24 protein-coding genes are annotated in these 24,925 nt (G+C 43.4%); 17 read left to right on the top strand and 7 right to left on the bottom strand.

Annotated elements, in window-relative coordinates:
• The first annotated feature begins 71 nt into the window (after positions 1-71).
• Positions 72-2,879 carry a glycosyl hydrolase family 18 protein gene (locus tag QL234_RS10625; protein ID WP_281557811.1) on the top strand — a complete coding sequence of 936 codons (2,808 nt, stop codon included), beginning with the start codon at positions 72-74 and terminating at the stop codon, positions 2,877-2,879.
• A gap of 140 nt (positions 2,880-3,019) precedes the next feature.
• Here the strand turns inward: QL234_RS10625 and QL234_RS10620 are convergent, their stop codons facing one another.
• Positions 3,020-3,832, bottom strand: coding sequence for a transporter substrate-binding domain-containing protein (locus QL234_RS10620; RefSeq protein ID WP_281557810.1), 813 nt, complete (start codon positions 3,830-3,832; stop codon positions 3,020-3,022).
• Positions 3,833-4,068: 236 nt separating this feature from the next.
• Between QL234_RS10620 and QL234_RS10615 the strand changes: the two genes are divergently transcribed.
• The 5 genes from QL234_RS10615 to QL234_RS10595 all read left to right on the top strand — a co-directional run bounded on the left by QL234_RS10615 (position 4,069) and on the right by QL234_RS10595 (position 10,956).
• Positions 4,069-4,800 (top strand): MipA/OmpV family protein, encoded by a 732-nt coding sequence (locus QL234_RS10615; RefSeq protein ID WP_281557809.1) that lies wholly within the window; start codon positions 4,069-4,071, stop codon positions 4,798-4,800.
• A complete protein-coding gene (locus tag QL234_RS10610) occupies positions 4,790-5,887 on the top strand; it encodes an efflux RND transporter periplasmic adaptor subunit (protein ID WP_281557808.1) in 1,098 nt (365 codons plus the stop codon). Before QL234_RS10615 ends, QL234_RS10610 begins: the two co-directional genes overlap by 11 nt.
• A gap of 8 nt (positions 5,888-5,895) precedes the next feature.
• Positions 5,896-8,931 (top strand): efflux RND transporter permease subunit, encoded by a 3,036-nt coding sequence (locus QL234_RS10605; RefSeq protein ID WP_281557807.1) that lies wholly within the window; start codon positions 5,896-5,898, stop codon positions 8,929-8,931.
• Complete coding sequence (locus tag QL234_RS10600; protein WP_281557806.1) at positions 8,928-9,593, top strand: response regulator; 666 nt, start codon at positions 8,928-8,930, stop codon at positions 9,591-9,593. Before QL234_RS10605 ends, QL234_RS10600 begins: the two co-directional genes overlap by 4 nt.
• 82 nt (positions 9,594-9,675) lie before the next feature.
• A complete protein-coding gene (locus tag QL234_RS10595; RefSeq protein WP_281557805.1) occupies positions 9,676-10,956 on the top strand; it encodes a HAMP domain-containing sensor histidine kinase in 1,281 nt (426 codons plus the stop codon).
• Positions 10,957-11,127: 171 nt separating this feature from the next.
• Here the strand turns inward: QL234_RS10595 and QL234_RS10590 are convergent, their stop codons facing one another.
• Complete coding sequence (locus QL234_RS10590) at positions 11,128-12,036, bottom strand: LysR family transcriptional regulator (protein WP_281557804.1); 909 nt, start codon at positions 12,034-12,036, stop codon at positions 11,128-11,130.
• Positions 12,037-12,175: 139 nt separating this feature from the next.
• Between QL234_RS10590 and QL234_RS10585 the strand changes: the two genes are divergently transcribed.
• Positions 12,176-12,823 carry a class I SAM-dependent methyltransferase gene (locus tag QL234_RS10585; RefSeq protein WP_281557803.1) on the top strand — a complete coding sequence of 216 codons (648 nt, stop codon included), beginning with the start codon at positions 12,176-12,178 and terminating at the stop codon, positions 12,821-12,823.
• 265 nt (positions 12,824-13,088) lie between these two features.
• Here QL234_RS10585 and QL234_RS10580 read toward each other — a convergent pair whose 3' ends face one another.
• From QL234_RS10580 to QL234_RS10570, 3 genes are all read right to left on the bottom strand, one after another.
• Positions 13,089-13,745 carry a nitroreductase family protein gene (locus tag QL234_RS10580; RefSeq protein ID WP_281557802.1) on the bottom strand — a complete coding sequence of 219 codons (657 nt, stop codon included), beginning with the start codon at positions 13,743-13,745 and terminating at the stop codon, positions 13,089-13,091.
• Between the two features lie 46 nt (positions 13,746-13,791).
• Complete coding sequence (locus tag QL234_RS10575; protein WP_281557801.1) at positions 13,792-14,559, bottom strand: SDR family oxidoreductase; 768 nt, start codon at positions 14,557-14,559, stop codon at positions 13,792-13,794.
• A gap of 108 nt (positions 14,560-14,667) precedes the next feature.
• Positions 14,668-15,270, bottom strand: coding sequence for a short chain dehydrogenase (locus tag QL234_RS10570; protein ID WP_281557800.1), 603 nt, complete (start codon positions 15,268-15,270; stop codon positions 14,668-14,670).
• 147 nt (positions 15,271-15,417) lie between these two features.
• Here QL234_RS10570 and QL234_RS10565 point away from each other — a divergent pair, with 147 nt between their 5' ends.
• Positions 15,418-16,314, top strand: a complete 897-nt coding sequence (locus tag QL234_RS10565) for a LysR family transcriptional regulator (protein ID WP_281557799.1) — start codon at positions 15,418-15,420, stop codon at positions 16,312-16,314.
• Positions 16,315-16,857: 543 nt separating this feature from the next.
• Here QL234_RS10565 and QL234_RS10560 read toward each other — a convergent pair.
• On the bottom strand, positions 16,858-17,922 hold the full coding sequence (locus tag QL234_RS10560; RefSeq protein WP_281557798.1) for a hypothetical protein: 1,065 nt from the start codon (positions 17,920-17,922) through the stop codon (positions 16,858-16,860).
• Between the two features lie 515 nt (positions 17,923-18,437).
• Here QL234_RS10560 and QL234_RS10555 point away from each other — a divergent pair.
• The 3 genes from QL234_RS10555 to QL234_RS10545 are packed head-to-tail and all read left to right on the top strand — an operon-like array spanning position 18,438 to position 19,636.
• A complete protein-coding gene (locus QL234_RS10555) occupies positions 18,438-18,788 on the top strand; it encodes a helix-turn-helix transcriptional regulator (RefSeq protein ID WP_053043444.1) in 351 nt (116 codons plus the stop codon).
• Positions 18,769-18,978, top strand: coding sequence for a bacteriocin (locus tag QL234_RS10550; protein WP_281557797.1), 210 nt, complete (start codon positions 18,769-18,771; stop codon positions 18,976-18,978). The genes QL234_RS10555 and QL234_RS10550 overlap by 20 nt, the downstream gene beginning before the upstream one ends.
• A gap of 28 nt (positions 18,979-19,006) precedes the next feature.
• Entirely contained in the window at positions 19,007-19,636 is a 630-nt protein-coding gene (locus tag QL234_RS10545; protein ID WP_281557796.1) for a hypothetical protein, read from the top strand.
• A 224-nt stretch (positions 19,637-19,860) separates the two neighbouring features.
• On the opposite strand, the gene QL234_RS10540 is transcribed toward QL234_RS10545, so the two are convergent.
• Entirely contained in the window at positions 19,861-20,358 is a 498-nt protein-coding gene (locus QL234_RS10540; protein WP_281557795.1) for a hypothetical protein, read from the bottom strand.
• A 154-nt stretch (positions 20,359-20,512) separates the two neighbouring features.
• Between QL234_RS10540 and QL234_RS10535 the strand changes: the two genes are divergently transcribed.
• The 6 genes from QL234_RS10535 (at position 20,513) to QL234_RS10510 (ending at position 24,375) form a co-directional block, all read left to right on the top strand.
• A complete protein-coding gene (locus tag QL234_RS10535) occupies positions 20,513-21,007 on the top strand; it encodes a hypothetical protein (RefSeq protein WP_281557794.1) in 495 nt (164 codons plus the stop codon).
• Positions 21,008-21,011: 4 nt separating this feature from the next.
• Positions 21,012-21,227, top strand: a complete 216-nt coding sequence (locus QL234_RS10530; protein WP_281557793.1) for a hypothetical protein — start codon at positions 21,012-21,014, stop codon at positions 21,225-21,227.
• A complete protein-coding gene (locus QL234_RS10525) occupies positions 21,224-21,505 on the top strand; it encodes a hypothetical protein (protein ID WP_281557792.1) in 282 nt (93 codons plus the stop codon). The genes QL234_RS10530 and QL234_RS10525 overlap by 4 nt, the downstream gene beginning before the upstream one ends.
• Before the next feature lie 402 nt (positions 21,506-21,907).
• A complete protein-coding gene (locus tag QL234_RS10520) occupies positions 21,908-22,246 on the top strand; it encodes a hypothetical protein (protein ID WP_281557791.1) in 339 nt (112 codons plus the stop codon).
• A gap of 97 nt (positions 22,247-22,343) precedes the next feature.
• Positions 22,344-23,513 (top strand): DUF4062 domain-containing protein, encoded by a 1,170-nt coding sequence (locus QL234_RS10515; RefSeq protein ID WP_281557790.1) that lies wholly within the window; start codon positions 22,344-22,346, stop codon positions 23,511-23,513.
• Between the two features lie 97 nt (positions 23,514-23,610).
• A complete protein-coding gene (locus QL234_RS10510) occupies positions 23,611-24,375 on the top strand; it encodes a HEPN domain-containing protein (protein ID WP_281557789.1) in 765 nt (254 codons plus the stop codon).
• The last annotated feature ends 550 nt before the right edge of the window (positions 24,376-24,925 follow it).

The following is a 24,925-nucleotide window of genomic DNA, read 5'->3' as shown; positions in this document are numbered from 1 at the left end:
CTTATTTAAACAAGGTTAACGGTAATGTCTTCAAATAAGCACTTAACAGAACTATCAAAGGAGTATGAAAAATGAGCTTTAATAAAAAACCACTCAGTTGGCTGATTGCCTCAATATTAACCGGAAGCAGTATTTCAGTTGTGGCAGCCGAAGTGATCGAAGAGGCGGTCGCTTATGAGAACGGCGGGCAATATGCCATAGGCACAGTGGTCGACCACAACGGCAATTATTACCGCTGCGAAGGGGCATTTTGGGCCTACTGCGGTAACGCTGCCTATGAACCGGGTAATGCCAACGGCTTTTGGCAAACAGGTGCCTGGACTTTAGTCGGCCCGGTGCCAACAGAAGGTAATGCCCCCGAAGGGGAAGAGCTCAGCGTTATGGCGGAAATTGACTTCTACCACGGGGAAATATGGGGTACAACCAGCTCGGTCGAATATGTCTTTGCCACCGACCTGACCGAAATGGTGATCGCTTACCCGCCAAATACCATTGCCGATATCACCAGTGCCTGGGGAGCCGATGCCAGCATTGAAAGAACAGCTAGCAGCGATATTATCACCTTGACCAAAAAAACCGATATCACTTATGAAGTGACCCAGGTTGGTTTTAATCTGGTCCTTCAGGACGATGTTGAATTTCGCAGCCTGGCCACCATCAGCGCCGTACTTAACGGTGAATCGGTACAGGTAAACAATAACGGCGTTAAAGCGGATGCGGTTGTGGTTGAAGCATCACCTGTGCCCGGCTTTGATCCCTTCCCAAAAACCATAGACGACAGGGTGATCACCCATTACAACAGCGCCAGGTCGACCCATAAAACCTTCCAAAACCCGACTTATACCGATGCTGCCGGCAATGAGCATGAGTATTTAATCGGTGGTTATTATACCGACTGGGGCGTTTATTCTCCTACCGCCTACACCCCCAATGAATTGCCGGTCAATAATATGAACTTTATCCAGGTTTCTTTTGCCGCCATTTGCAGCGAGGGAGACGCCAGCAACTGGTTCGGCAATGAAAGTGCCACCATAGAAGCCAGACCGAAAATTGCCGAACTCTGCGCCGACAAACCCACAGGCACTATGATCATTCCCGACCATTGGGCCCATTACGGCAAGCCGGATATGAACCTGCCCGAGTGGAAAAGGGAGTGGAACCAGACGGCTTACCATGTGATCGACTACAGCCGGAATACCCCAAATCCTTTTGCATCAACGCCGACCAAAGAATTCTACAATGTCGGTGACGTCACCCTGAGAGAGCAGGGAGGCTTTGACTACGCCTGGGGTTTGAAAAACGATTTATCCCATATGGAGCGGGTATTAAACCGTAACGGCAAAAACTTCGATATGTACCTTTCCATCGGCGGCTGGACCTTAAGCGATCCTTTCCCGGTGATCGCCAATAACCCGAGTTACCGGGCCACCTTTATCAACAGCGTCATCAACTACCTTAAGCTCAATGAACATATCACCGGCATTGACCTTGACTGGGAGTTTGTCGGCGTTGACGGCGCAAAAACCGGTATTATGGGAGACAGAGACACCAACAACCATACCAAGCTGGTTTACGAGCTGCGCCAGGCACTGGATGCCCTGGGCAATCAACGCGGCGTTGACTACCAGTTATCCTCCGCCATGGGCACGGCCCCAAAACACCTGACCAAGGTAAACTGGCAGCCGGTGACCATAGACGGCGTCGATTACCCGGGTATCGGCGACATGTTAGATCATATCTTTATGATGTCTTATGACTACTACGGCGCCTGGGACAATACCGTAGGCCATCATACCGCCCTTTATACCAACGGCGAACTGGAAGGGCACAGTATCGACAGCGCCGTGCAATACCTTAAGCAGCAAGGGATCAACTCCCGTAAGCTCATCATCGGCTATGCCGGTTACGGACGTTTATGGGCCAATGTCAATCCGTCTGAATTGAATACCAACGGACAATATGCCTTCCCGACCGAAGCTCAGGGCAATTCGCCCGGCAATATCGGTACCTTGGAAGCTGCCAACGTTGCCTGGCGCCATATCAAAGCCACCGCCTATGACGACCAGGGCAATTTAAAACCCGGTTATGAGTATGTGCGCGATGAAAAAGCCAAAGCCGAATACCTGGTTGCCACCAATCCCGACGACAATACCAAGAATGTGGTGGTCACGTTAGACACCCCATGGGCGGTACAGAAAAAAGCGGAATATGTGGTCGCCCAGGAGTTAGGCGGTATGTTTACCTGGGCACTGGATAACGATGACGGTGACTTGTTAAATGCTGCCAATACCGGCTTAGGGGCAAGAAAGTTATATGACGATATGCGCCCGAGCGCCAGGGAAAACTCCCTGATCCTTTACCGCTCTAAAGAAGCCGAGTTCTGCTCGAACCCTCATACCAAACTGGCCTATGCCAATGAAGTGCTGACAGATTTTGTTATCAACTTCCTGACCTTGGGAGTGAGCGGTTTAAGCAAAACCATAGAAGCAGGTATCAACGCCTTTATCGATGCGGTAACCGTCGACAATAAAACCGTGCTTGAACTTACCGATGAAGAGTGGCAAATGTACTTTGATGTCCTGCGCGGTTTAGAAACAGCCGACGGTCAGCCGCTGGATGAGAGCAAACTGAGCAAGGAATATGTCACGACGCTTGCCGACAGCGTATTGGAAGCCGGCGCCGGTGCCCTGGCCGACACCCTATTGACATCAACCCCTTTGTTGATCGACTTAGGGATCTCTATCGGCAGTGATTTCGTACTCGACTTAATTATCCCGGCCAACGGCGATTACTGTGACCGCATTACCCGCGACACACTCGATCCCTGGCAGCAGTTAAGTAAAGACCATCCGGAGCTGAAACATAACTTCGGCTATTAAACTCTGTAGCTGGAAATAGCTTTGATTTAATAAAGCTAATGCTCACCGGGCCAGGAGAATTATTCCGGCCCGGGTGAAAAGCTCAAGGCAAGTGTTGTTCTGCTTTAGCGGAGGAATATTTGCCTTTTTACTTTTTATGGTTAGTTTTCAATGCCAAACCATTTTTTATTTAATTCAGTCAGCCGGCCACTGTCGATAAGTTTACGTTTCCCCTTATCGTAAATATCCAATAAGGCCATAGCGCGGGGTTGGTTGTTTAATGAGACGACAAATTCCCGGGCGGGTTGGAATACGGGAATTTGTCTGAATTTATTTTCCCAGCCCTGTTGTTTCAAAACATAATCCCAGCTTTGTTTGTAACCGATAAAGCCGTCAATGTGTCCCCGCTCCAACATTTTAAAGCCATTCACTATTTTGCCGACATCGTATTTTTTCACCGAGTTCAGGGCATTCCATTCATCACCGTAATTAAAGCCCCTTTTAACGCCGATAACTTTATCGTCTAATGAAGCGAGTCCGCGCCATGAAAACTCCCCGGCTTTAGCGACATAAATAACAAAATCAACGTTATTGACGGTTTCTTGTGAAAAATGAAAAAGCTTCAATCTTTCCTGATTTTTCCCCATAGGAAAAAGTACATCGCCATGGCCGGATTTCAGGGCATCCACAGCCCTGGCCCAGGGAACTATAGTGAATTTGATGGTATAGCCCATTGCCAGAAAGCTGTCGCGAAATACCTCCCAGCTAAAGCCATCAACAAGCTTGGTAGCTTCTTTCCCGGAGACGACCCCGCTGACTCCTTTAGCAGCCTTATTAACAACAAAAACAAAAGGAGCATAATCTTCCAGGCTCAAGACCTCGACTACTTTCTCCGAGGCATTTGGCAAAAAACTGATAAAAAGTAAAAACAGCAGAATGATTTTCAACTTATTCAGTTTATTCAAGTTACTCAAAAATAACACCATCCTTTGTCACTCTATAAAAGAAACCAATACCAATGAATAAGACAGATCGTTAATGCAGGTTATTTCTTTCTCTAACCTTACAGCATCTGGCGTTATTTTTCCCGGCTGTAAGTTTCGGGAAAGCTAGCCCCTTTATCATGACTCCAGAATACGAAACAGGCCAGCTGCAGTGTCTATCCTGCGCCGCCAGACGAATACAACAAGCTAAATTTGGAGTTGCTAGAATGAAGTTAATCACCTATGCCGCGTTATTAACAGCCTTAACAATCGGTAACGTTTTCGCCGAAAGCCGCTGGGGACTGGGATTAGGGGTCAGTACCGGTGATAAGGGCTATGTTGATGTCGGTAATGAAACCAATGCCATCCCTATCATTTATTATCAATCGGAAAACTTTCACCTGCTTGGCCCTAATTTCGGTTATAAATTGTTGGGTTTTGATGAGCTTGAATTCAGCTTTGTCGGCCAATACCGTTTTGACGGCTATAAAGAAGATGACGGCGATATTTTTGCAGGCATGGAAGAGCGTTCGGGGGCCCTGGATCTGGGTTTGTCGCTGGATTATAACACTGACTTTGGCGAGTTCTCGCTGCAATACCTTACCGATGCCACCAGTGAACATGAAGGTAACGAGTTAAGCCTGACTTATGCCAAGTCATTCCATTTTGGCGATTATCAGCTGAAGCCTTATGTCACTTTTACCCGCCTCAGTGAAGACCTGGTTGATCACTATTATGGTGTCCGTGCCGTAGAAGCAACCGCCTCCCGTGCCATGTATCTTGGTGAAAGCACCAGCAATGTTGAACTGGGCATTCAGTCGAGCTGGCAAGTGGGCAAACACCATAACTTTATCGGTTATGCCTCATATACGGCGTATGGCTCTGAAATTAAAGACAGCCCGCTGATCGACAAATCCGGCAACCTCAACTTTATCCTTGGATATATGTATGTTTTTTAATAACTATCGCACTTCACTGGCAGCTTTATTACTGGCAGGTGCGTCTTTATCTGTCCTGAGCGCCTGCGTTGCTGAAGAGCACCCGGCGCCGGGCAGGCAACAGCAGCCGCTGGCTGATGCGCTGCTGACCAATGCCCTGGAGACGCAAACACTGGAGCAAACCCGGTATCGGCAAGCATTGCAATTTCACGGCATAGCCCGGGGATTTCACTCATACAGTGAAAGTGTTTTTGAACCGGGAAAAATTGTCACCTTAAATGCCAGGGAAGGACAGAGAATCAATAAAGACGAGGTGATTGCCGAGCTTTACTCCCCGATATTGGCTGAAAAGCTGGAGCAGGCAAGGGCCAATCTAAAAAAAACGCAGGCACAGTTAACGCTGGATCAGGAGTCGTTAAGCCGGAGCCTGAAGTTGCACCGTAAAAACTTGATTGCCCAGCAGGCGCTGGATGAAGCCAAGCGCGACTTTGATACTTCAAAGCAGGCGATGATGGAGGCACAGGCTGCCGTTGACCTGGCAAAAAATGAATTTGCCGAAACCTCAATCAAGGCAAAAGAAGCGGGTATAGTGGCAAAAATCTATAAGCGTGAGGGAGATTTTATTAACCCGGGGGAGCCGGTTTTCAGGTTTGAGTCGACGGCAAAACAAAAAGTCAGTTTTGCCGTCCCGGAAAAGTTTGCCATTGCCATGCAAAGGGGAGACAAACATCCGCTTTTTCTTCCCGCTGACGGCCGGGAATACACAGGGACTGTGATTGAGAAATCCCTGCCCACCGAAAACGGTGTCCCCCTGCATACTGTCACTTTTGAATTTGATAGCTTAAAGCCTGAGCTGGTCGGTTTACGCATTGTCCTGCGCTATGTTGCCGGATCGGTGTTGGCCTATAAAGCCGACTATCGTGCAATACGTTATAACGTGGATAACCAGCCTTATATTATCAAGGTAGATAATAGCTTAAGCCGTTTGCCGGTATCGATACTGGATATGCAAAACGACACCGTCCTCATTGTCGGAGAGCTTAGTCAGGATAGCCAGGTATTGATCGGCAACGAAGTCTCCCTTCCGGTGAATTTATATAAGTTTTAGGTCGTAATATGAAGCAGCAAGATAAATTCTGGTTTTTGCGGGAACGTCTGATTTTTGGTTTAGTGATCATACTGAGCCTGCTCGGCACCTTTACCTGGTTTAATATCAATGAACAGGAAGACCCGTTTTTCCCCTACCGTAACGCCAATGTGACGATTGTCGCACCTGGGATGTCCGCCAGTGCCATCGAAGATACCATAGTACAGCCTTTCGAGCGTTTGCTGGCCTCGGTCGACGGGCTTAACCGGGTGTCTTCAAGTGTTTCCGACGGCAGCGCCTCGGTAGATATCGAACTGCAGGAAACCGTATATGAGACTGAGCTGGTGTGGCAAAGGGTCCGGGAAAAAGTCAGTGAAGCACAGGCAAGGTTTGCCAGCCTGGTATCCGTTTTTGAGTTAAACGACCGCGCACAGGACACCGCCGGTGTGCTGCTGGCCATAGATACCGAACTTTCACTGCTGGAGGCGCGCCGTTATGCCCTTTATGTCAGGGACGAATTATATAAACTGTCAGCCATCCGGAAAATTGACATTATCGGCGATCCCCAGGAGCAAATTGAAGTCTTTTATCCCCAGGAACTCATGCTCGAGCTGGGCATTTCGCCGCAAGATATCAGCAGGCAGATATCACAAGCCAACTCCCTGAAAAATATCGGCTTGCTTAAAGGCCGGCAGTACCAGAGCAATATCGCTTCAATCACGCGCCTGGATAATGTCCAGGCATTAAAGGCGGTAGAAATAAAAACAGCCGATAACAGCATTATGACCCTCTCTGATATTGCCGGGATCAAACCCGTACTCTCTCCCGTTGAACTGGAAAGTTTCTGGGTCAACGGCGAGCAAAAGGTCGGCCTGTCTATTGTCGTGCCGCCGGATCAGTTAAGGGTGACCGATTTCGGCGAAGCTTTATTGGCTCAGGTGGCCAAACTGAATGCACAAAACGACGGCTTTGTGATCCGCCCGGTGTTCTTTCAGCCGGAATGGACCGAAAAGCGCCGCAACGATCTTGCTTTATCTTTGCTTTACAGCAGCATAGGTGTCGGTATCGTGCTTTTCCTGCTGATGTCTAAAAAAGTGGCCCTGGTGGTGACCCTGACGATCCCCGCCATTGCCCTTTCTTCCATTGGCTTTTTTGGTATCTACGGCGGCGTATTGCACCAGATGTCCATTGCCGGGTTAGTGATCAGCCTGGGCTTGATGGTCGATAACAGTATTGTCATGTCGGAGCTTATCTCCCGTTACCGCCAGCAGGGACTTGGCCGCATTGCCGCGTCACAACACGCCATTAAAGACTTATACAAGCCGCTGGCAACTTCCACCTTTACCACCATAGCCGCTTTTATTCCCATGCTGCTGTCGGAAGGGGATGTCGCCGACTTTATCCGCATGATCCCTGTGGTGGTGATAATCGCGATTATCACCAGCTACCTTTATTCTCTGGCATTATTACCGGCCATCACCAATAACCTCGCCTCTTTCAAAGAAGGCAGCAACTCGGGCCACTTTAACCGCCTCGGAGCAAAGCTGGCGCAGTTGGGCACCCGGCAGCCGAAAACGGTGATTTTGGCCTTTATTGCCCTGGTGGCTGTTTCTTTTGTGGTCTCAAAAAGTCAGCCGGGTGAATTTTTCCCGAAAACGAGCCGTAACCAGGCGTTCATCGATATTGAAGGCAGCTTTGGCTTAAGCCATGGTGCCACCTTGCAAACCGTCAGGCAGGTTGAGGCCTTGCTGCAAAAAAATAGCAAGATTACCGACATCGTCAGCTTCGTCGGCAATTCGGGTCCCCGTTTTTATTACAACTTATCCGAGTCCGGCAATGAACCTAATATTGCCCGGGTGGTCTTTAAAACCGAAACAAGCGAAATGATCCCGGATTTAGTCAAACAACTAAACCGGGAGTTCGCCGGACAATTCAGGTCAACCCGGGTCAGGGCAAGAGAAATAGGGCAGGGGCCTTTAATTGAAGCACCGATCGAAATCCGGGTGTTGGGTGATGACAGAAAAAAACTGCTGACGGCATCGGAAGAAATCTTCGCCTTGCTCAACGCCGCCCCGGCAACTATTGACAGCCGCCGTGGTTATGTTGTCGGCAAACCTAAACTGACATTGGATATTGACGAGCTTAACCTGCAAAAAGCCGGCATTACACGTTCGGAGTTATCCGCATTTATCGCCTGGCGTACCACCGGCATGCATATCACAAATATCCCGATGGAGCGCGAGTCTGTCAGGGTCATGATGCGCGATCATCAAAACATCAACCGTGCAGACAGCGATTACATTATGAACAGTATACTGATGAACAATCAGGGCCAGGCTTTTCCCCTAACAACCTTTGCCCGGCAAACATTTACCGGGGAAGCTCCGGTTTTAAAGCGCTGGGGTGGCTTTAACAGTTATATCCTAATGGCAGATGTCAAACCCGGCTTTGATGCCGAACAGGTACTGGCAAGCCTGGCGCCGGCATTAAAGAACATAGCGGAGCAGTATCAGTTAACGCTGGCATTTGGCGGCCAGGCAGAGGAAGAGTCAGGTTCAAACGCAGCCCTGATCAAAACCTTACCCATAGGGGCTATTTTACTGTTTGGCGCCCTGATCTTACAATTTAACTCCTATCGGATCGCCGCACTGATCATGTTAACCATACCTTTGGCCATGATAGGGGTAACCCCGACTTTATCCATGGCCGGGGTCACGTTTGGTTTTATGTCGGTATTGGGGTTATTGGCCCTGACCGGCATAGTCGTCAATACCGCGATTATTTTAATTGATACCGTAGTAGTAAAAATCAGGGAAGAGGGCGCCTCTTTGTTAAACGCCATAGAGCAGGCAACCCAAGAGCGCTTTCGCCCGGTACTGTTAACGGCCTGCACCACCATTATCGGCATGATCCCGCTGACCTCGCCGTCCAGTCCGCTGTGGCCGCCGTTGGCCTGGACCATCATCGGTGGCTTAATCACATCCACTGTTTTAACATTAATTGTACTGCCGGCATTGCTTAAGTTAATGCTCAATGAAAATAAAATTAGGGGTGGGCAGCTTTGAGAATACTCATTACCGAAGACAACGGCGAACTGGCCGAATTTATCCGGGAGGCATTGTCTCAGGAAGGTTATTTGTCGGACATTGCCAGAAGCGCCGGCGAGCAAAGGCTATACCTGCAAGAGAGCAGTTATGGCGCCATTATTCTTGACTTGGGTTTACCCGATATCGACGGTATCGAGGTATTAAAAGGCTTGCGCCGGGCCGGGAATATGGTGCCGGTACTGATTCTTACCGCCAGGGGAGGAGTGCAGGACAGAATTAAGGGGCTTAATCATGGCGCCGACGATTACCTGATCAAGCCCTTTGCCGTTGACGAGCTGATCGCCAGGTTACGTGCCCTGCTGCGCCGTCCCAATGCCCTCTCCAATACCCGGTTAACCGCCGGCAATGTCAGTATGGATGTTATCTCTAAAGCGGTAACTGTGGACGGCAACAACCTGGTGATGGGCAAAACCGAACACGCCATTTTAGCCAGCTTGATGCGTAACGTTGGCTTGACCGTTTCTAAAGAGTCGCTGGAGGATATGATTTACCAGGACGGCTATGCCCTCTCCGATAACGCCCTGCAGGTGGCTGTGCACAGGGTGAGGAAAAAACTCAGCGACAGCGGGGCAACAACAAAAATCACCACTATCAGGGGAATAGGTTATCTGCTCAAGTAAAGTAAAACCGGCCCGCTCGATTGCCAGCCGGTTACTGATTTATTTTATCTCGTCCGGCAGTATTTTCTTCGGCTTATTGCTGGTGATATTTTTGGTTTTTTCGGAGAAGTTTGCCGAGCTGTCGCTTAAACATAGCATGAAGGGCTTAAATGAAGATATGGCGGAAACTTTATATATAGACGATGCCGGTGATATTAAACTCGATGACTCTGAAGTTGAGCTGAAATGGGGTTTTGATGCCTTATATTCCAACCTGGCTTATCGTCTGGTTGATATTGATAGCGGCCGGCTGGTTATGCTTTCCGTGCCCGAGGAAACGCAGGGTTATTTATTCAATGGTATTGGTTTAAATATTCCCTTATATCACTCGCGCCTTGAAAACAGGAACATCAGCCTGCATCGCATGGAAGTGACCATAGGACAGCAAAATTACTACTTTGATATTGCCCGCAGCGACCTGTTAAAAGATTTGGCTAATGAAGCGGTTGAGGCGACGATTGTCGATGTTGCCATAGGTATTATCCTGGTCGCTTTTTTACTGTTTTTATCGGTAGGTTTTATTGCCATACGGCTGGTTGTCAAGCCGGCTAATGCCTTGACCGTAAAGATCCAAAAGATAAAACCTGAAGATCTTAAACAGCGTATCCAGGTGCAGGACGTTCCCAGAGAGCTGTTTCCCATCGCCAGCGCCATGAATGATGCGCTTGAAAAGGTGGAAAATAGTTTCGAGCAACAAAAGCGCTTTATTGCCGATGCCGCACATGAACTGCGTACCCCGCTGACGATATTTTTAAACCGCTTAGAGCTGAAAATACCGTCATCGCCGGCCAAGGAGCAGCTGATTAACGATGCCCAATACATATCCCGCATCGTCGAACAATTGCTTGACTTGTCCAGGGCGCAAAATATGACGGGGCAACAGCTGTCAGATCTTATTCTGGCGGATGTGATTAAAAATGTTTGTTCGCACCTTGCGCCTATGGCGGTTGATAAAGATCAGGCATTGGAATTGGTGGATAACAGTGATGCCGGCACCGTAAAGGCCGACGAAGGAGAGTTGACTGTCATAGTAAAAAACCTGTTAGAGAATGCCATCAAACACACTCCGCTCGGCGCCGAGATTAAAGTCTCGATATCGGACAAGGCTTTTTCGGTTGAAGACTCGGGGAAAGGCATAGCCGGTGAAATGCAGGAGCAGATCTTTGAGCGCTTTTGGCGGGAAAATCAATCGGACAGAAGCGGTAGCGGGCTTGGTTTAGCAATCACGAAAGAGTTATTAAGCCATTACGATGCGACAATTTCGGTAAGTAATAGCTCGAGCTTAGGCGGGGCAAAATTTTACGTTGAATTTGTTAACGGTTAAGGTGTAACTAGCGTATGTGAATAAGTTTTAACTTGAGCTGCCAAATTTGAATTCTAGGGGGTTAATCTGTAGTAGCTCATGCCTGACCTTACAGTATTGATAAATAGGTTCATGTTCACCTGACAGGCAGTAATGAGCGATTAGCAGGTATTTAATGGCCCGCAGTAATATTCAGGTAGCGTATTTATTTTTTGTTAATTCATCGCTTAGGAAATCAAAAACATATCTAATTCGTCTGTTTGTCCTGAGTTCTCGGTGAGTAACAAGCCAGAGTTCAGTAGAGTAAGGGCCTAGTTGGGGTAATACTTTTTCAACTCCACCTTCTGAGCTTCCTAGTGTTTCTGGTATAAAACCAATTCCACCTCCCTGTTTAAGTAGTTCCCAATAGACAGTATGGTTACTTGTCGTTAATGAGAAATTATCTTGCGTGAGGTAAAGTCCTCGTTGATTCAACATCGAGATTATTCTCATTGAATCTGGCAGCCCGATAAAATCAGCTTTATTAAAGTCATCAATCGTTTTAGGAGAGCCGATAGAATTTAAGTACTGTTTTGTTGCATAAAGAAAAAAGTCATCATCTCTGATTTTTTTTGCAATTAAATCTTGTTGCGTAGGCCTATAAGACCTCAGAGCTATATCTGCTTCTCTTCTTTTCAGGTCGCTGCTTGCGCTAGACGCTATGACTTCCACAGCGATTTTAGGTTCAGCCTTCCTTAATTTAGCAACGATAGCTGGCAGCTCATAAGCAGCCATGATTTCTGATGCGCTAATACACACATTGCCCTCTATAGATTCAGCTTTGCCTGATGCAGCTAGTGAGAAAAAGGAAGCTGCATTGCCCATTTCTCTCACGTATTCCAGTAGCTCTATGCCATTAGGTGTTAACTCTAGTCCTTTCCCCACACGTTCAAATAACGCGACTTTAAGCTCATCCTCCAAAGCATTAACCTGCCTGCTTAATGTAGGCTGAGAACAACTCAAGGCTTTTGCAGCAGCAGACAATGACCCTAACTCTGCTGTTGCAAGGAAAGCTCTTGCTCTATTCCAATCAAAATCTATCGACTTCCAATCTATACTCATATGAATACCTGTTATTCAAATTTAGCTCTACTTATTCATATTAGCATTGATAAAATACTGAGAAAACAAGTTAGACTATCTCGAAGCTTGATAGTCGGTGTAGTTTAAAAGTACTAAAAACACGAACTGGGTTTTAAATATGTATAAAGATGAAGAATTCTGGGATAAAGCATCAAAAGGATATGATAAGTCGGAGGAACGTTTTGAATATATTCATCACCAAACAGGAGAAAAAGCCAAAAAATACCTCAGTAACAATAAAACTATTTTAGACTATGGCTGTGGTACAGGTACGAAGTCTTGTGAGTTTTCCAGCCTGGTTAAAGAAATTCATGCTATCGATATATCATCAGAGATGATTGAAATTGCAAAAAATAAAGCAGCTGATGGTAATGTTGAGAATATTTCTTTTTCCCAAACCACAATCTTTGACAAAAAGTACAAAAAAGAATCTTTTGATGTGATTCTAGCCTTCAATATGCTTCATACAATAGAAAACCCTGTTAAGGCCATCGATAGAATATATGAATTATTAAAAACTGACGGTCTATTTATTTCTTCAACTCCTTGCTTAAAAGGCAGAAAGTCATTGTTAGTTTCGATGCAAATGTATCTTGTGAGGATACTGTCCAAAATAGGAGTAATCCCAATTTCAATTCGAAGGTATAGAAGTACAGATATTGATCATTTGATAAAAAGTGAAAAATTTCAAACGATTGAAGCAGAAGAGTTATACAAAGGAGCATCTAGTTACTTTATCGTTGCTAAGAAAGCAGAGCAGAAGTAGTAGCTAAACCCTGTAACGGGGAACTATTGACTGGTTTTCAGAATCCTGTAAAGGTCAGAGAAAAGCACCTGGATAAAATTCAATAAATAAGTCGCATAAGCGGCCGATACCAACACAAATGCGACTATCAGGTTTGATTGCATCCTAATAATAGAGCCGATAGATCAAGTTAAGACTTATTCACCTTATGTCCGCAGTGTGGCATTAGCTTAATTTCATAAGTTTCTCCTAATATCTACTTAGTACTCTTTACTAAAACTGAAGCCTAAAGCACTTGTATTATGTCTTCTTTTGCCAGTCTTGATTTTGGGAGCTTAGCATTCGTTCCTTCAGGGTGGTGATAGCCAACAGCAAGTGCAACTTCACACACATACCCAGCTAATTCATCCTCAAACTCTTGACTAATTAATTCTGGATCAATACCTTCCATAGCAGTTCCATCCACATCTAACCTTGCAAGTGTATGAAGTGCATTGCCAAGCGCTATGTATACCTGAGCCTTAGTCCACTCCGCATTGTTGCCAGACAAATCAGTTTTTAGTTCAGCAAACGAGAATTTGGCTAAATACTTATCCCGGTCTTCAATCACTCCTCTGCCATTTGCAATATCAGCATCAACCACTTTGGCATAATCATAGATTGAATATTTGGGGTTATGGGCAAACAAGATGACGTGCGACCCGTCAAAAACATGCTTTTTGTTATGAGGGTTTTTACGAGAAAAAGTCTTTGCCAATCGCTGTTTAGCTGACCTGCTTTCAATAACGATAAATTTCCAGGGTTGGGAATTTATCGACGATGCAGTCAAACGCAAAGAATCATATAGAATCTCCATTTTTTCTGGAGGCACTCGCTTTGATGGATCGTACTTTTTAGAAGTCTTGCGTTTTTCAAGATCGACAATTATTGGATGTTTTAACATATTTCATTTCCCTTCTTTTTGAATACGGCTAAGTAGCTCAAGGGATTTACCCGAAGAAATTTGGCTGACCATTTGATGCTGAAATACCGCCATCTACGGGCAAGTCAACACCATTGATAAAACTGGCGTCATCGCTTAACAGGAAGATGATGGCGGAGGCTATTTCGTCGGGCCTTGCTGCTCTTCCAATGGGGTTACGACTTTTAAACAGTGCCATCATTTCATCACTCTCGGTAAGAAAACTCGTCATATCAGTGTCTGTAAGGCTGGGAGCAACTGCGTTGACACGCATACCTTGATTACCCAGTTCTAGTGCAAGTGCACGGGTAAAGTTACTTAATGCCCCTTTAGAAGCATTGTAGGGACTAAAACCCCAGTCGCCTCCTAAACCAGAAACAGAAGATACATTGACGATAGAACCACCGACTTTCTTCAAATGCTCAACTGCCAAACTAATAGTATTGAAAACCCCTTCAACATTAATCGACATCACCTGTTTCCAGTCATCAAGGGTTACTTCGCTAATCGAGCCACCAATAGCGACCCCAGCACTATTAACTAAACCATCCAAACGGCCAAATTTGGCAATGTGCGAATTAATCAAGTTTTGTACATCATCACGTTGACTTACATCGCCTTGAACCGCATGAATTTTGTCAGGTTGACCAATATCAGCCAAGAATTTGTCTAGTTTTGCTTTTGTTCGCCCAAAGATAGTTACAGACCAGCCATTTTCTAAGAGTTTTCTCGCAGTCGCAGCGCCCATACCAGAGCCGCCGCCAGTTACAATCGCTGATTTTTCTGTATTCGACATGACTTCACCTATTGTTTTTCTGTAAAAGACTCTGCATCACTCTCAATTCGGACGAAATTGGCATACAAGTCAGCCGGATTAATTGTTCCGCAGAGGAATATTGATAAATTAGATGTAATCAACTACATCAAATGATTGACCAGTTTCACTGGTCGTAACGGCGTGCGCATAGGCCTTGGCTGTATCTGCGGCAGAAATACCGCTAGCGCTATCCATTCCCATCATTTCCATTGTTTCTTTTACGAAACGAGGGCTAACGCTATTTACTTTCAACTTACTACCAATCTCAAATGCCGTAGCCTTGACGAAAGAATCTATTGCTGCATTAACCAAACTTGCTGCTGAACCGCTGTGCATTGGATATTGTGCTAATACACCTGATGACAAAGTGATGCTTCCGCCTTCACGAACATATTCGCGACCAACCTGGAATATGTTGATTTGGCCAAGTAACTTGCTGTCGACTGATGCTTTGATTTGTTCAAACGTTAGGTCTTCAACTGGAGCGAATGCAATCATACCTGTAGTAGAAACAATGGCATCAACTTCACCAATTTTATCAAACAAGGCTTTTAAAGACGCTCTGTCTTCAATGTTTGCTTGATAGTCGCCACCTTTAAAGCCAACACAGATCACCTCGTGCTTTTTTAGTTCGTTTGATACTGCTTTACCGATTGTGCCTGTTGCACCAATTAATACTATTTTCATCATCGCTTTCCTGTTTTTGTCGAGGTTGTTTACAGATTTATTTAGCTGTTTAGCTAATGTGAAGCTAGTATTGCACTTGCAAATTATTTAAAAAATAACAAAAATATGAATTCATTTGTGAGTAAAACTGAATAATAAAAAGGAATACTGATGGATGTAATAAAATCAATGCAAGTATTTAGGCAGGTAGCAGAAAGTAATAGCTTTACTGGTGCCGCAGACAAACTCAACATTGTTCCTTCAGCCGTTAGTAGACAAATAAGTGAACTAGAAAATTGGCTAGGAAGACGCTTAATTCACCGTACGACACGCTCTTTTCACTTAACCCAAGACGGGAAAGAGTATTTAAGTAGGATGGAAGTGATTTTAAATCAAATTGACTATTTAAAGGATAACTCAGATGCAAGCGACAAACTTTCTGGCCGCGTGAAAGTCACTACTCCTGTTATGGTAGGGCAACAGGATATCTCAAAAGTTATTGGTCAATTTAAAGCTGAAAATCCTGATGTAGACATAGTGTTGAGATTGGAAAACCGAAGTGTCAATATAGTCGAAGAAGGTTATGATTTAGCCATCCGGTCAGGAGTTTTATCTGATTCTAACTTTTACGCAAAAAAAATTTCTGAAATATCTTTTAAAACTGTAGTAAGTCCTGATTATTTTGAAAACAGGCCTTCAATCAATTCGCCATTTGATTTGAGTTCACATAACTGCATTGTTAATACTGCATTGTCTAATTCAAGACGCTGGAATTATAAAATTGAAGGATTCAAGAAAGCAGTGAAAATAGACGGCACATTAGAAACAAATGACGCATTTTGTATCTTGGATTTTGCTAAGTCAGGAATTGGAGTGGCTCAATTACCTGTGCAATACGTCGGAAAATACATTGAATCAGGCGACCTAATCGAAGTCTTAGAAGATTTCGCTCTCGATCCAATAGCAATAAATTTAATTTATCCTTCAAATAGACTGTTAAGCAGAACTACTAAAGCCCTGATTGAAGCTATATTACAGTATTATGGTAAAGGCCCTGTTCATTCATAATAGACTTAAAACCAATCACCTAACAAAAGCAGGCAATTAAAGAGTATATAAATTTAATGCTATTACATATTATTGTGTACAATTTTGAATATGATGAGTCAGCACCACAAGGGCCAGGCCTAAGAATTGTAATTGATGATAATACTTAACAGGTTAAACCTGCGGATTCGCTATACCGCTGCTTAAAGCGTTACCAATACCTAATCTAAATCAATACAGAACTGGATAGCCAAAATCTGCTATGCCAACCTCAGCAACTAGTGATTTAGGCGTTATCGATACAAAATCTAATCCAAATCAGCTTTAAGTACCAACTATCTAATGTCTCGAATGTGGCATTAATTAGCAGCCGCTCCCACTGTTAGTTGAAGCCGCATCCAGATTTAAGATGCGTAAGTTCGAGTGTGAACCGATACAGATAATGCCTTCAAGAGTTTCATTAATTAGTCTTGGCATGTTGATGGGCGTAACTGTTTTTTGGTGAAATCAATTATACCTTGTCTTCATGCCATCTACTTTTTATACCGCAAAGATCAACACGCTTTAGCAAGATACCGGGAAAATAAATGTTTGCTGGCGGTTTCCTGCTCTGGTATGAACTGTGGTAGTGCATAAACCACCGCCACTACCCATACCACCCCAACCAATGGTTGGAGATACGGTAAATCCACCTGCATCTCTTGAAATCATATCTTCTACATCACTTGCTAAAAGGTCTTCAAAAAACTCTATAAAACACTGGCTAAATTCCATACCACGCATATCAACCCGTGATGCGTTCAAATTTTCTAGACCGAAACCTTCGATGCGACTGGCACCTTCTATCAATTTAAACGATAGTGCTAGTCGTTGGTTGTTTGAACTAGAAAAATGTCCGGCATAACTTACCTCAAAGGCAAGTAAGTTCTCTGTATGATCGTTCCATGTTATATGACTAAAAACTGGACGTTCTTTAATATCAAATTGAACGCTGATCTGAAATGAATCTTTACTTATGCCTAGCCCTGCGCCGCTAGAAACTCTGTCAGTTATATTACTCCACCAGCTGCTGCCATTTAATTTCCTTTCAATTTCGGCCGTCATTCTAAGTTTCATTCTCTCTTTTCCCTGAACTGTGAACCAGCTAATGGGGTGCTCGGAGCAATCTTCACTAGAACTCAGTATGTTATTTTTTTTGTTACTCATTACAGTTGTCGCTGCATTAGTTACAGCCTCGCGGAATTCATGGTCAATATTAAAGAAAGAACTAATAAGCTCCGACTCTTGTTCTAGAAAGTTTATTTGCTCTACAGTTATAAGCTTTTCGTAAATATTATTTGAGCTTGTGGTTACTTTGAATTTCCACGATTCGCGTGTTAATGGATTTGCGACAGCTAATAATTTGTATGTTGTTTCACAAAATTGATCGCCCGGTTGTGGTGCAGTTCCTGGGGGATTGTTCCAATGGCATTCAAGCGGGTTTGAATGTTGTTTTGCAACAGTAATCGCTTTAGCTGCGCTACAAGTATCGCAGGAGTATACTGGCAGATTGTGTTCTTGGGCCTCAGCTGGGCTAATGGCTAAAAGGTTGATTGCCGCTGTGATTATGAAGAGTGAAATCATTTTCATTGTAATACTTCCATTTATTAGAAAATTGCATTTTAGCAATCGGCTTTTGGTTTGCACGGTTTTCTTGTAAACATGGCTGGTTTTTGTCTATCTGCATTTGACTAGCTGTTTTAATCCGAAAACTTTCATGTACAGCCAGAAATAAAAGGGGCCGAATATAAAGTTAATAAACTGGATAACGAGGCTATCACACAGCAGATTCTAGGCTATAAGAAGTCACATAATATCACCAACAAGCGCTACACCCACGGGATCAGCTTAGACAGGCTAAAGGTGGCTGTAGAGAAAATTTCTTATAAATAACTAAAAATAACGTTCTCTGTAATCAAATCTGAGGGCGCTTCTCTACTACCCTAATACATGTCACTTATCAACTAAATCTACCTATATTGCCCTTGGGGGGGCAGTATGATGTGCATCATAGTTTTTATTGTATTCCTTCCTTTTATTTCTAGTTTCCTTTATATTTCCGCATGTACAAATACGGAAATATAAAAATATAAAGGAATCATTCAATGCCCTTCATACCAAGCAAAGATGACTTAAAGCGCGCCAGACTCTCTGTCAACCTAACCACCGAAGCGCTGGCGAAAAAAGTTGGGGTCAGCCGGGTAACTGTGGAGAAGTGGGAGAACGGCAAGAGTAAGCCAAAATATGATAAAGCCTTTCTTATCTGCATTCATTGCGGATTTGACCTTTCGGGGTTTGCAAAGCAATTCAAAGCACTTGAGCAACAATTTTCTCAATATAAGGATCTAGGAGATGAAACAAAACCTAACGCTTACCGGGCAGCACCAAAAACAGACCACCTCAAACAACCAATCAATCTACAAGGAACCGATGATCATGCAGAAGTTAACAACTGATGAACTAAAAAATATCACTGGCGGCAGCAATGGCGGTAAAGGGGTTAATCCAACAGCACTAACTCTTGACGACCTGAAAGCTGTCACAGGCGGTTCTGGTGGGTACAAAGGGGTAGATCCTAAGATGGCAGCTTTTATAGCACCTGTGGCTGATAACTTTGAACCACTCAAAAAAGAAGAAACCCCGTAGTCGGTCGAGTAATAAGGATTAGAATTACATGGTTAAGTTGTTTCAATTAACACTAATATTTGCAGGCGTGGTATATGCCATCATATCAAAGAACCCTTTTCATGTTTCAGTAATTATAAATGTTTCGTTACTGCTGATCATGCTGATGAACCGGGACAATATAAACGTGGTTCATTTGTGCGGTGCATTGTTGATTGTTTATGTGATAGAAATGTTGGTCTTTCAAAATCTCATTGTTACCCAAAGTGACACTATGAGTAATATGGCTGTAAATGCCATTATCTTTTCTTTCAATTTCGTTACTGATCTAGTGTTGTTCTTCCTACTGATATTGAGGGCACCATTCACAAGGGCCAGACTGGAATCACAAGGTAAGCCAACAGACCACATTTATAAATATAATGCTGAAATGGCGCTGGCAAGTTTGATGACTTTGTTTATGGTCGTTGACTTGATGGCACTTGGGGAAAACTTCCTACGGCATTTACCAGAGTTCGGGATAACCGGACCAGTGGCTGAATTCTTTTCTACATGGACATTGGCCTATGACCAATATGAGAATGTGAAGTTTACATTATTGGGGTTAACTTTCCTGTTGGTGTGGCTCATGGCCTCGAATCTTGGTCAACAGCCTTATGAGGAACCAGAACCAAGGTAACAGGCATTAGCACAGATAACAGCTGATATATGCATTGTGATTAAAAGGGCAAGTATTGAACTTGCCCTTTTTTGTGGTGGGATGGATGATAGAGGTGGGTATGGCATCGTCCTGGAAGGGATATGCCATCGTCCTTGATGACTCCCACAGGATTCAAGTAAAAGGAGTAGCAAAACACTTAAACCCTGTATGCTTCCATGCCCTTGGCGGGAGACTAGACCGCCTTAATGCCGTGTTATCGTATCGTTGCGTTGCGGGGGCTTATACGATAAGTAGGCTAAGTATTCAGGGCTACCAATACGCTTGCGTGATGCAAGCTTTCTTGTCACTGTTGCGCGCTGCATGAACTTAGGTCGCCAGACTGGCTCCGGTTCTCCGACTAAGGTTTTGAGGGTATACCCCAGTTCTGTCAGGTTGCTGAATATCTCCGCTTCCGGATCTCCGGGGAAGAAAAATCTTAGTTCACTTACGCGAAATACATCATGGTCGAAGAGCAGCCCTTGCAAGTTTTGCCTGAGCGTACCGGGCTGACATACTCCAATGCCTAACCCGGCATATATCCCGGCCCTGAACTCTGCCATCCCTTGAGGGCCAATACCACTAACACCAGATTCATTGATAATCTGTTCAACAGATTTTTGTTTATCTTCTGGTAAGTGCTCCTGTTGCTTTAGAGTCTGGCGAACTATGGCGAGTACTCTTTGAATCAAATCATCATTCAATTTTTTGTATCTTCCCTGGTGGTTTATCGATGATTTGGATCTTAATGATTTAACTTCAAACCTTCCTTTTCATTAAATTTTTTTTCTGAGTTTATTTTTTAATGAGAAGGAAGGTTTGAAGTTGTACCAGTAAACTAGCGCCATCAGTAATCAAGTGAAGCAAAAGAAATCAATGCACCCGGACGGATTCAAGGAAAAGCAACTCACTGATGCGCTGCTTAGGATAGTGAACAACAGGAAAGGCGCAGGAATACCGATAGAGCAGATCCTCAACGAAGCAGGTGTCACCAGACCACCAGTAATCACCATTTATGACATGGTGGAAGTTCGGGCACTGGTGTTATATGCGCTTGGTATTGACCGATATGGTGCAGAGCTGCGGGAAGCAATAATTTATTTCATAGCTGCAAACCCTGTATTTTGCTGGTCAGAACTTCGATATGGGTGCAGCGACCCGGAACTGGCCATAGAGGCAATATTGCATGAACTTAAATATGTATGCCGGGAACTTGAGATAGACGGTGAAAGGGAAAATGTGTGGTCTTCCAGGTGGGTATCCGTCAGGACAATTAGAAAGAAATTAGCGGGCCGGGAAAGAATTGGTGGTCCGGTATTTTTTGAGTTTTTGAATTACAAACCAAGGAAGTAAATCAATGTTATATAGCCCAACAGTAACCGCCATCATGGGATTAAATGGCGCACATGATTCAGCGGTATTGCAATTAACTAGGGTGAAATGCCCGGCGAGAAAGGCTGAGTATGAAAGGCAGGAACTAAGAATAATAAATTGCCTGATCGAACTATTGGATACTTTGCCGGATGAAGAAAAGAAGAGTGTACTAAAGGCAATAAAGGTAGAAATGCAATGAAGAAATGGCATAAGTGGGCGGCAATCTTAGTGATTTGTGGTGCAGCTGCACGGTATTGGTATCTGTATTCGAAACACTTAGACACCGCCCGGATGGTCTCTGTGCAAATGTGCTTAATAGATGGGGAGAAGCTGGCCCCGGTAAATGATGAACTTGTAGAGGTACTAACTAATCAGCTGGTAGAGAGAAAACTTGCTGGTGATGGTTTTATCGAAAGGGCTGCTTTGAAGAGTGCAATTATAGAAGGTCTTACATGTGAGCCGATGAAATATCTATAACCAAATATAAGGAGCAGCAAAGATGCAAGGAGGTGATGGACTTAGTTATTTTGGCTCAAACTTCATTTGACAGTTTTACCACTAATTCTGGATATAGCCTTACAGTCCGGTTAGTGCGCAAAGCGGACGAAAATTATCAACAAAAAAACATACTTTTTCTCATGTATGGTTAAAAAGAGTAAAGGCTGAATTAAAAAACCGTCTTTCTACCTAAAATAAGGGAAAACCCCGTATTTCAACGGATAGTTCAAAAGTCACAAACTTATAACTTATTGATAGTATGATAGTAAAAAGGTAAAATCGAAATATTGAATAATAACTTTGTCGGCAATATTTCTGGCAGAAATGCGGGATTAATCCGGCTAATATAGCTGTTAGCATACCTATTAAATTTAGACGTATATGAATAAAGAAAGACGTACTTCACAGAGGTTTCCATTTACCGGTGGATGCTTAATGATGCCGATATTAATATTACAGAAAGGAGAGATCGGGTATACACTGTTGGCAACAATAGTTGTTGTACTTCTATATCTATTTGAGTCAGATTTTAAATATTTGAAGTCTAACTTACCTGGTTTTAAAGTATTTTTTAAAATTTCGTTTGCTTCAGGGCTTTCGTTAGCTTCGTTAGGGTTAATTTTTCCAACATATTCAGTAGAGATGATTGTTGTATGGATGATAGCAACTTTTGTATATGGATTTGTATTAGCTGACAAAATTGATGAAGGTCAATGCTAACAAGCGCAACCACGCGGAGCTATTTTCCGCTGCGCTTCAAATAGCCCGATGTTGCGGGCGTTAGGGCTCAAGGAGTCTTCACTATCGAGGGAGCAACATGCCAGTAGGATATAAACCAACAGTATTTGTAAGCTCTACTTGTTTTGATTTGGGGCAAGTTAGAGCAGATATACGAGAACTAATTAATACATTTGGGCTTGAACCTGTATTATCTGAATATGACTCCTTTCCAGTCTCTCCTGATACAGATACTATTTCTAATTGCCTACGAAATGTAAGAGAAAAAGCTGATATTTTTATTCTTCTTGTTGGTAGTAGGTATGGATTTCAAACAAATAACGGTAAATCAATTACTAACTTAGAATATATAGAGGCAAAGAAAAAAGGTATTCCTGTATATGTATTTGTAAACTCAAATATTATGAATATTTTGCCTATTTGGAAAAACAATCCAACTGCTGATTTTTCTAGCCATGTTGAAAACCAAAAAGTACTTGAATTTGTAGAGAGTGTTTCCCATTTTAAATCTAACTGGGTTTACAAATTCGACTTAGCACAAGACATCAAGTCTGCTTTACTTCAACAAATCCCTTACTTGTTCATGGATTCTCTTGAATCTAGGAGAAAGCTCAAAGCAAATAAATTAACGTTACCTGAAAATAAATACCCTCCCATTGCAGCAAGACTTGTAATTGAAAAGCCCGAAGGATGGGAGTATTTACTGTTTGCAGAGTTATGTAAGTCGTACATGGATGATCTGAAGTATAAAAAATTTGACCTTGAATATGGTCTTTCATTTAATGATGTAGTTACAATTGATGATCCATTAGAAGTTTTTGAATGGATAAGCTCTCATAACTCAGAGATGCTTAAATTAATACGCATCACCACAACATTGATAAATACGGCTGTTACAAAGTCTTTTGGTGAACCTGGTGTTGAGGGTGACTATGAAAAAATTCAATATGTTAGCCAAAGATTGATTGAAGTGTATGGGCAAATAATTGATTGGAAATTGTCATTTACTACCTTAGAAGTCGATAATGAATTTGGACCTATATTAACAGTGCTTTCCGGGTTTCCAGATGATTCAATATTCAAAATAGAGGAACTTGTGCAACGGCTATATACTGAGACCCCTGCAGCTATCCAAGCTATTAATGATGGTGAAGAAAAAGTAACTTTAGACTTCACATTTGTTTTAGAGTCACCTGATGTTGATAGCTTTGATAAAGAGTTTGATCGTTTAATAAAGCTTTACAAATAAAAGAGCCCATACAAGCGCATATTATGGAAAAATTTCCGCTGCGCTCCAATTTTCCGCAAATGCGGGCGTATATGCTCTGCACGTTTGAGGTCCAAGTGTGAGAAAGATTAGAAAGAAAACGGATAAACTTGTTGATGAGTTAATCGCTCTTCGGAATAGTAGGAAGTCTATTGATGACTTCTTTTCCTCACATCAAATAAATTTCTATGAAAATTGCCGTTTGATGCATTCGTTTGTCTTAAATGATGACAATAAGAAAGACCTCTTAACAATTGCATATCGTCAATACTATGTGTTTCTTGTTAGTTGTTGGGAGACATTCTTTCGCGATGTTTTTATATATGTTCATACCGAGGATGAAAACCTTACCAACCGCTTGTTGGGAAAGATGAAACCAGCGGCAGACACATTTGATGAGAGCGATATCGCTTTGTCAGAATTATTGAGTAAAAGTTTTAACTTTCAGAACATCAAGGACTTAGAAGAGGCTTACGATGACTTATGGGGAGGCAGTTTTTTACAGAGTATATGTTCAAAAGATGCTGGGCCTTGCGGAGTTAATGGCCAAGTAGCAGATGAATTTGTTGTGAAGAACCTTTTTGATGATTGGCATGAGATTGTAAATAAAACCTTTTCAATTAGACACAAGGTCGTACATGACGCCAATTACAGGCCTGACGTTGATATTCAATTTATTCAGAAGGCTGAAGCTATTTTTCTACTTATCCCTCAGGTGGCCACTCATTTTATAGCAGAAAAATTTAACCTAAAACGAATCGCCTTTTCAAAAGATGGGCAATACTTCCCCTATATATTCACGGTATCTGAAATACTTTCGGATGACTGGGTGGTAGTAGAGTGATAAATGAAGCCGCATATAACAAGTCAAGTCACGCGGATTCCGACTACTGTCGCGGTTTTTGCAAAGACACGCAAAAACGCGCGCCAGCAGACTTCACCGGTGCTTGAGGCGTTATCGATAGAAAATCTAATCTAAATGAATAGTCATAGCTCTAATGTTAATGACCGCTCTGTGGCATTAGCAGTCGTTCCCACTGCTAGTTGAAGTCGCATCCTGATTTAAGATGCGTAAGATCGAGTGTGGAATCGATACATCTAATAGTTAAACCAAGGTTTGCGTCCCCCTCAACGGACACTAGAAGGCAGCTCCAGAAAGCCTTCCGTTTTTGAAAGCGTTAAAAGAGCCTCTAACAGTGGTTTCGGAGGCTTGACTAATCTTCTTTCGGATAAATCAAACCATCCACCGGTAGTAGTAACGGTGGCAGCAATTTTTTCGTCAAAACGATAAAAATCATTTCGCAATATCATGCGACTGGAGACTGTCCCGTATTCTGTGTAACTGCCAGTTTTATATAAAGTCTTTTAAACGGTCTTCGAACTCGATCATAAAC

Origin of the sequence: Thalassomonas sp. RHCl1 (assembly GCF_947387555.1) — a bacterium.
In the GTDB taxonomy this organism is placed as follows: Bacteria; Pseudomonadota; Gammaproteobacteria; order Enterobacterales; family Alteromonadaceae; genus Thalassomonas.
Note: the sequence above shows the minus strand (reverse complement) of the source record. Positions and strands in the feature narration are given on the sequence as shown.

Bases quoted from the DNA above. Each gene is read 5' to 3' on its own strand.
- QL234_RS10605 (WP_281557807.1), top strand. From the start codon at position 5,896: ATGAAGCAGCAAGATAAATTCTGGTTTTTGCGGGAACGTCTGATTTTT.
- QL234_RS10590 (WP_281557804.1), bottom strand. From the start codon at position 12,036: ATGAGTATAGATTGGAAGTCGATAGATTTTGATTGGAATAGAGCAAGA.
- QL234_RS10515 (WP_281557790.1), top strand. From the start codon at position 22,344: ATGCCAGTAGGATATAAACCAACAGTATTTGTAAGCTCTACTTGTTTT.
- QL234_RS10575 (WP_281557801.1), bottom strand. From the start codon at position 14,559: ATGTCGAATACAGAAAAATCAGCGATTGTAACTGGCGGCGGCTCTGGT.
- QL234_RS10560 (WP_281557798.1), bottom strand. From the start codon at position 17,922: ATGAAAATGATTTCACTCTTCATAATCACAGCGGCAATCAACCTTTTA.
- QL234_RS10565 (WP_281557799.1), top strand. From the start codon at position 15,418: ATGGATGTAATAAAATCAATGCAAGTATTTAGGCAGGTAGCAGAAAGT.
- QL234_RS10585 (WP_281557803.1), top strand. From the start codon at position 12,176: ATGTATAAAGATGAAGAATTCTGGGATAAAGCATCAAAAGGATATGAT.
- QL234_RS10610 (WP_281557808.1), top strand. From the start codon at position 4,790: ATGTTTTTTAATAACTATCGCACTTCACTGGCAGCTTTATTACTGGCA.
- QL234_RS10550 (WP_281557797.1), top strand. From the start codon at position 18,769: ATGCAGAAGTTAACAACTGATGAACTAAAAAATATCACTGGCGGCAGC.
- QL234_RS10545 (WP_281557796.1), top strand. From the start codon at position 19,007: ATGGTTAAGTTGTTTCAATTAACACTAATATTTGCAGGCGTGGTATAT.
- QL234_RS10580 (WP_281557802.1), bottom strand. From the start codon at position 13,745: ATGTTAAAACATCCAATAATTGTCGATCTTGAAAAACGCAAGACTTCT.
- QL234_RS10530 (WP_281557793.1), top strand. From the start codon at position 21,012: ATGTTATATAGCCCAACAGTAACCGCCATCATGGGATTAAATGGCGCA.
- QL234_RS10520 (WP_281557791.1), top strand. From the start codon at position 21,908: ATGAATAAAGAAAGACGTACTTCACAGAGGTTTCCATTTACCGGTGGA.
- QL234_RS10525 (WP_281557792.1), top strand. From the start codon at position 21,224: ATGAAGAAATGGCATAAGTGGGCGGCAATCTTAGTGATTTGTGGTGCA.
- QL234_RS10570 (WP_281557800.1), bottom strand. From the start codon at position 15,270: ATGATGAAAATAGTATTAATTGGTGCAACAGGCACAATCGGTAAAGCA.
- QL234_RS10615 (WP_281557809.1), top strand. From the start codon at position 4,069: ATGAAGTTAATCACCTATGCCGCGTTATTAACAGCCTTAACAATCGGT.
- QL234_RS10625 (WP_281557811.1), top strand. From the start codon at position 72: ATGAGCTTTAATAAAAAACCACTCAGTTGGCTGATTGCCTCAATATTA.
- QL234_RS10555 (WP_053043444.1), top strand. From the start codon at position 18,438: ATGCCCTTCATACCAAGCAAAGATGACTTAAAGCGCGCCAGACTCTCT.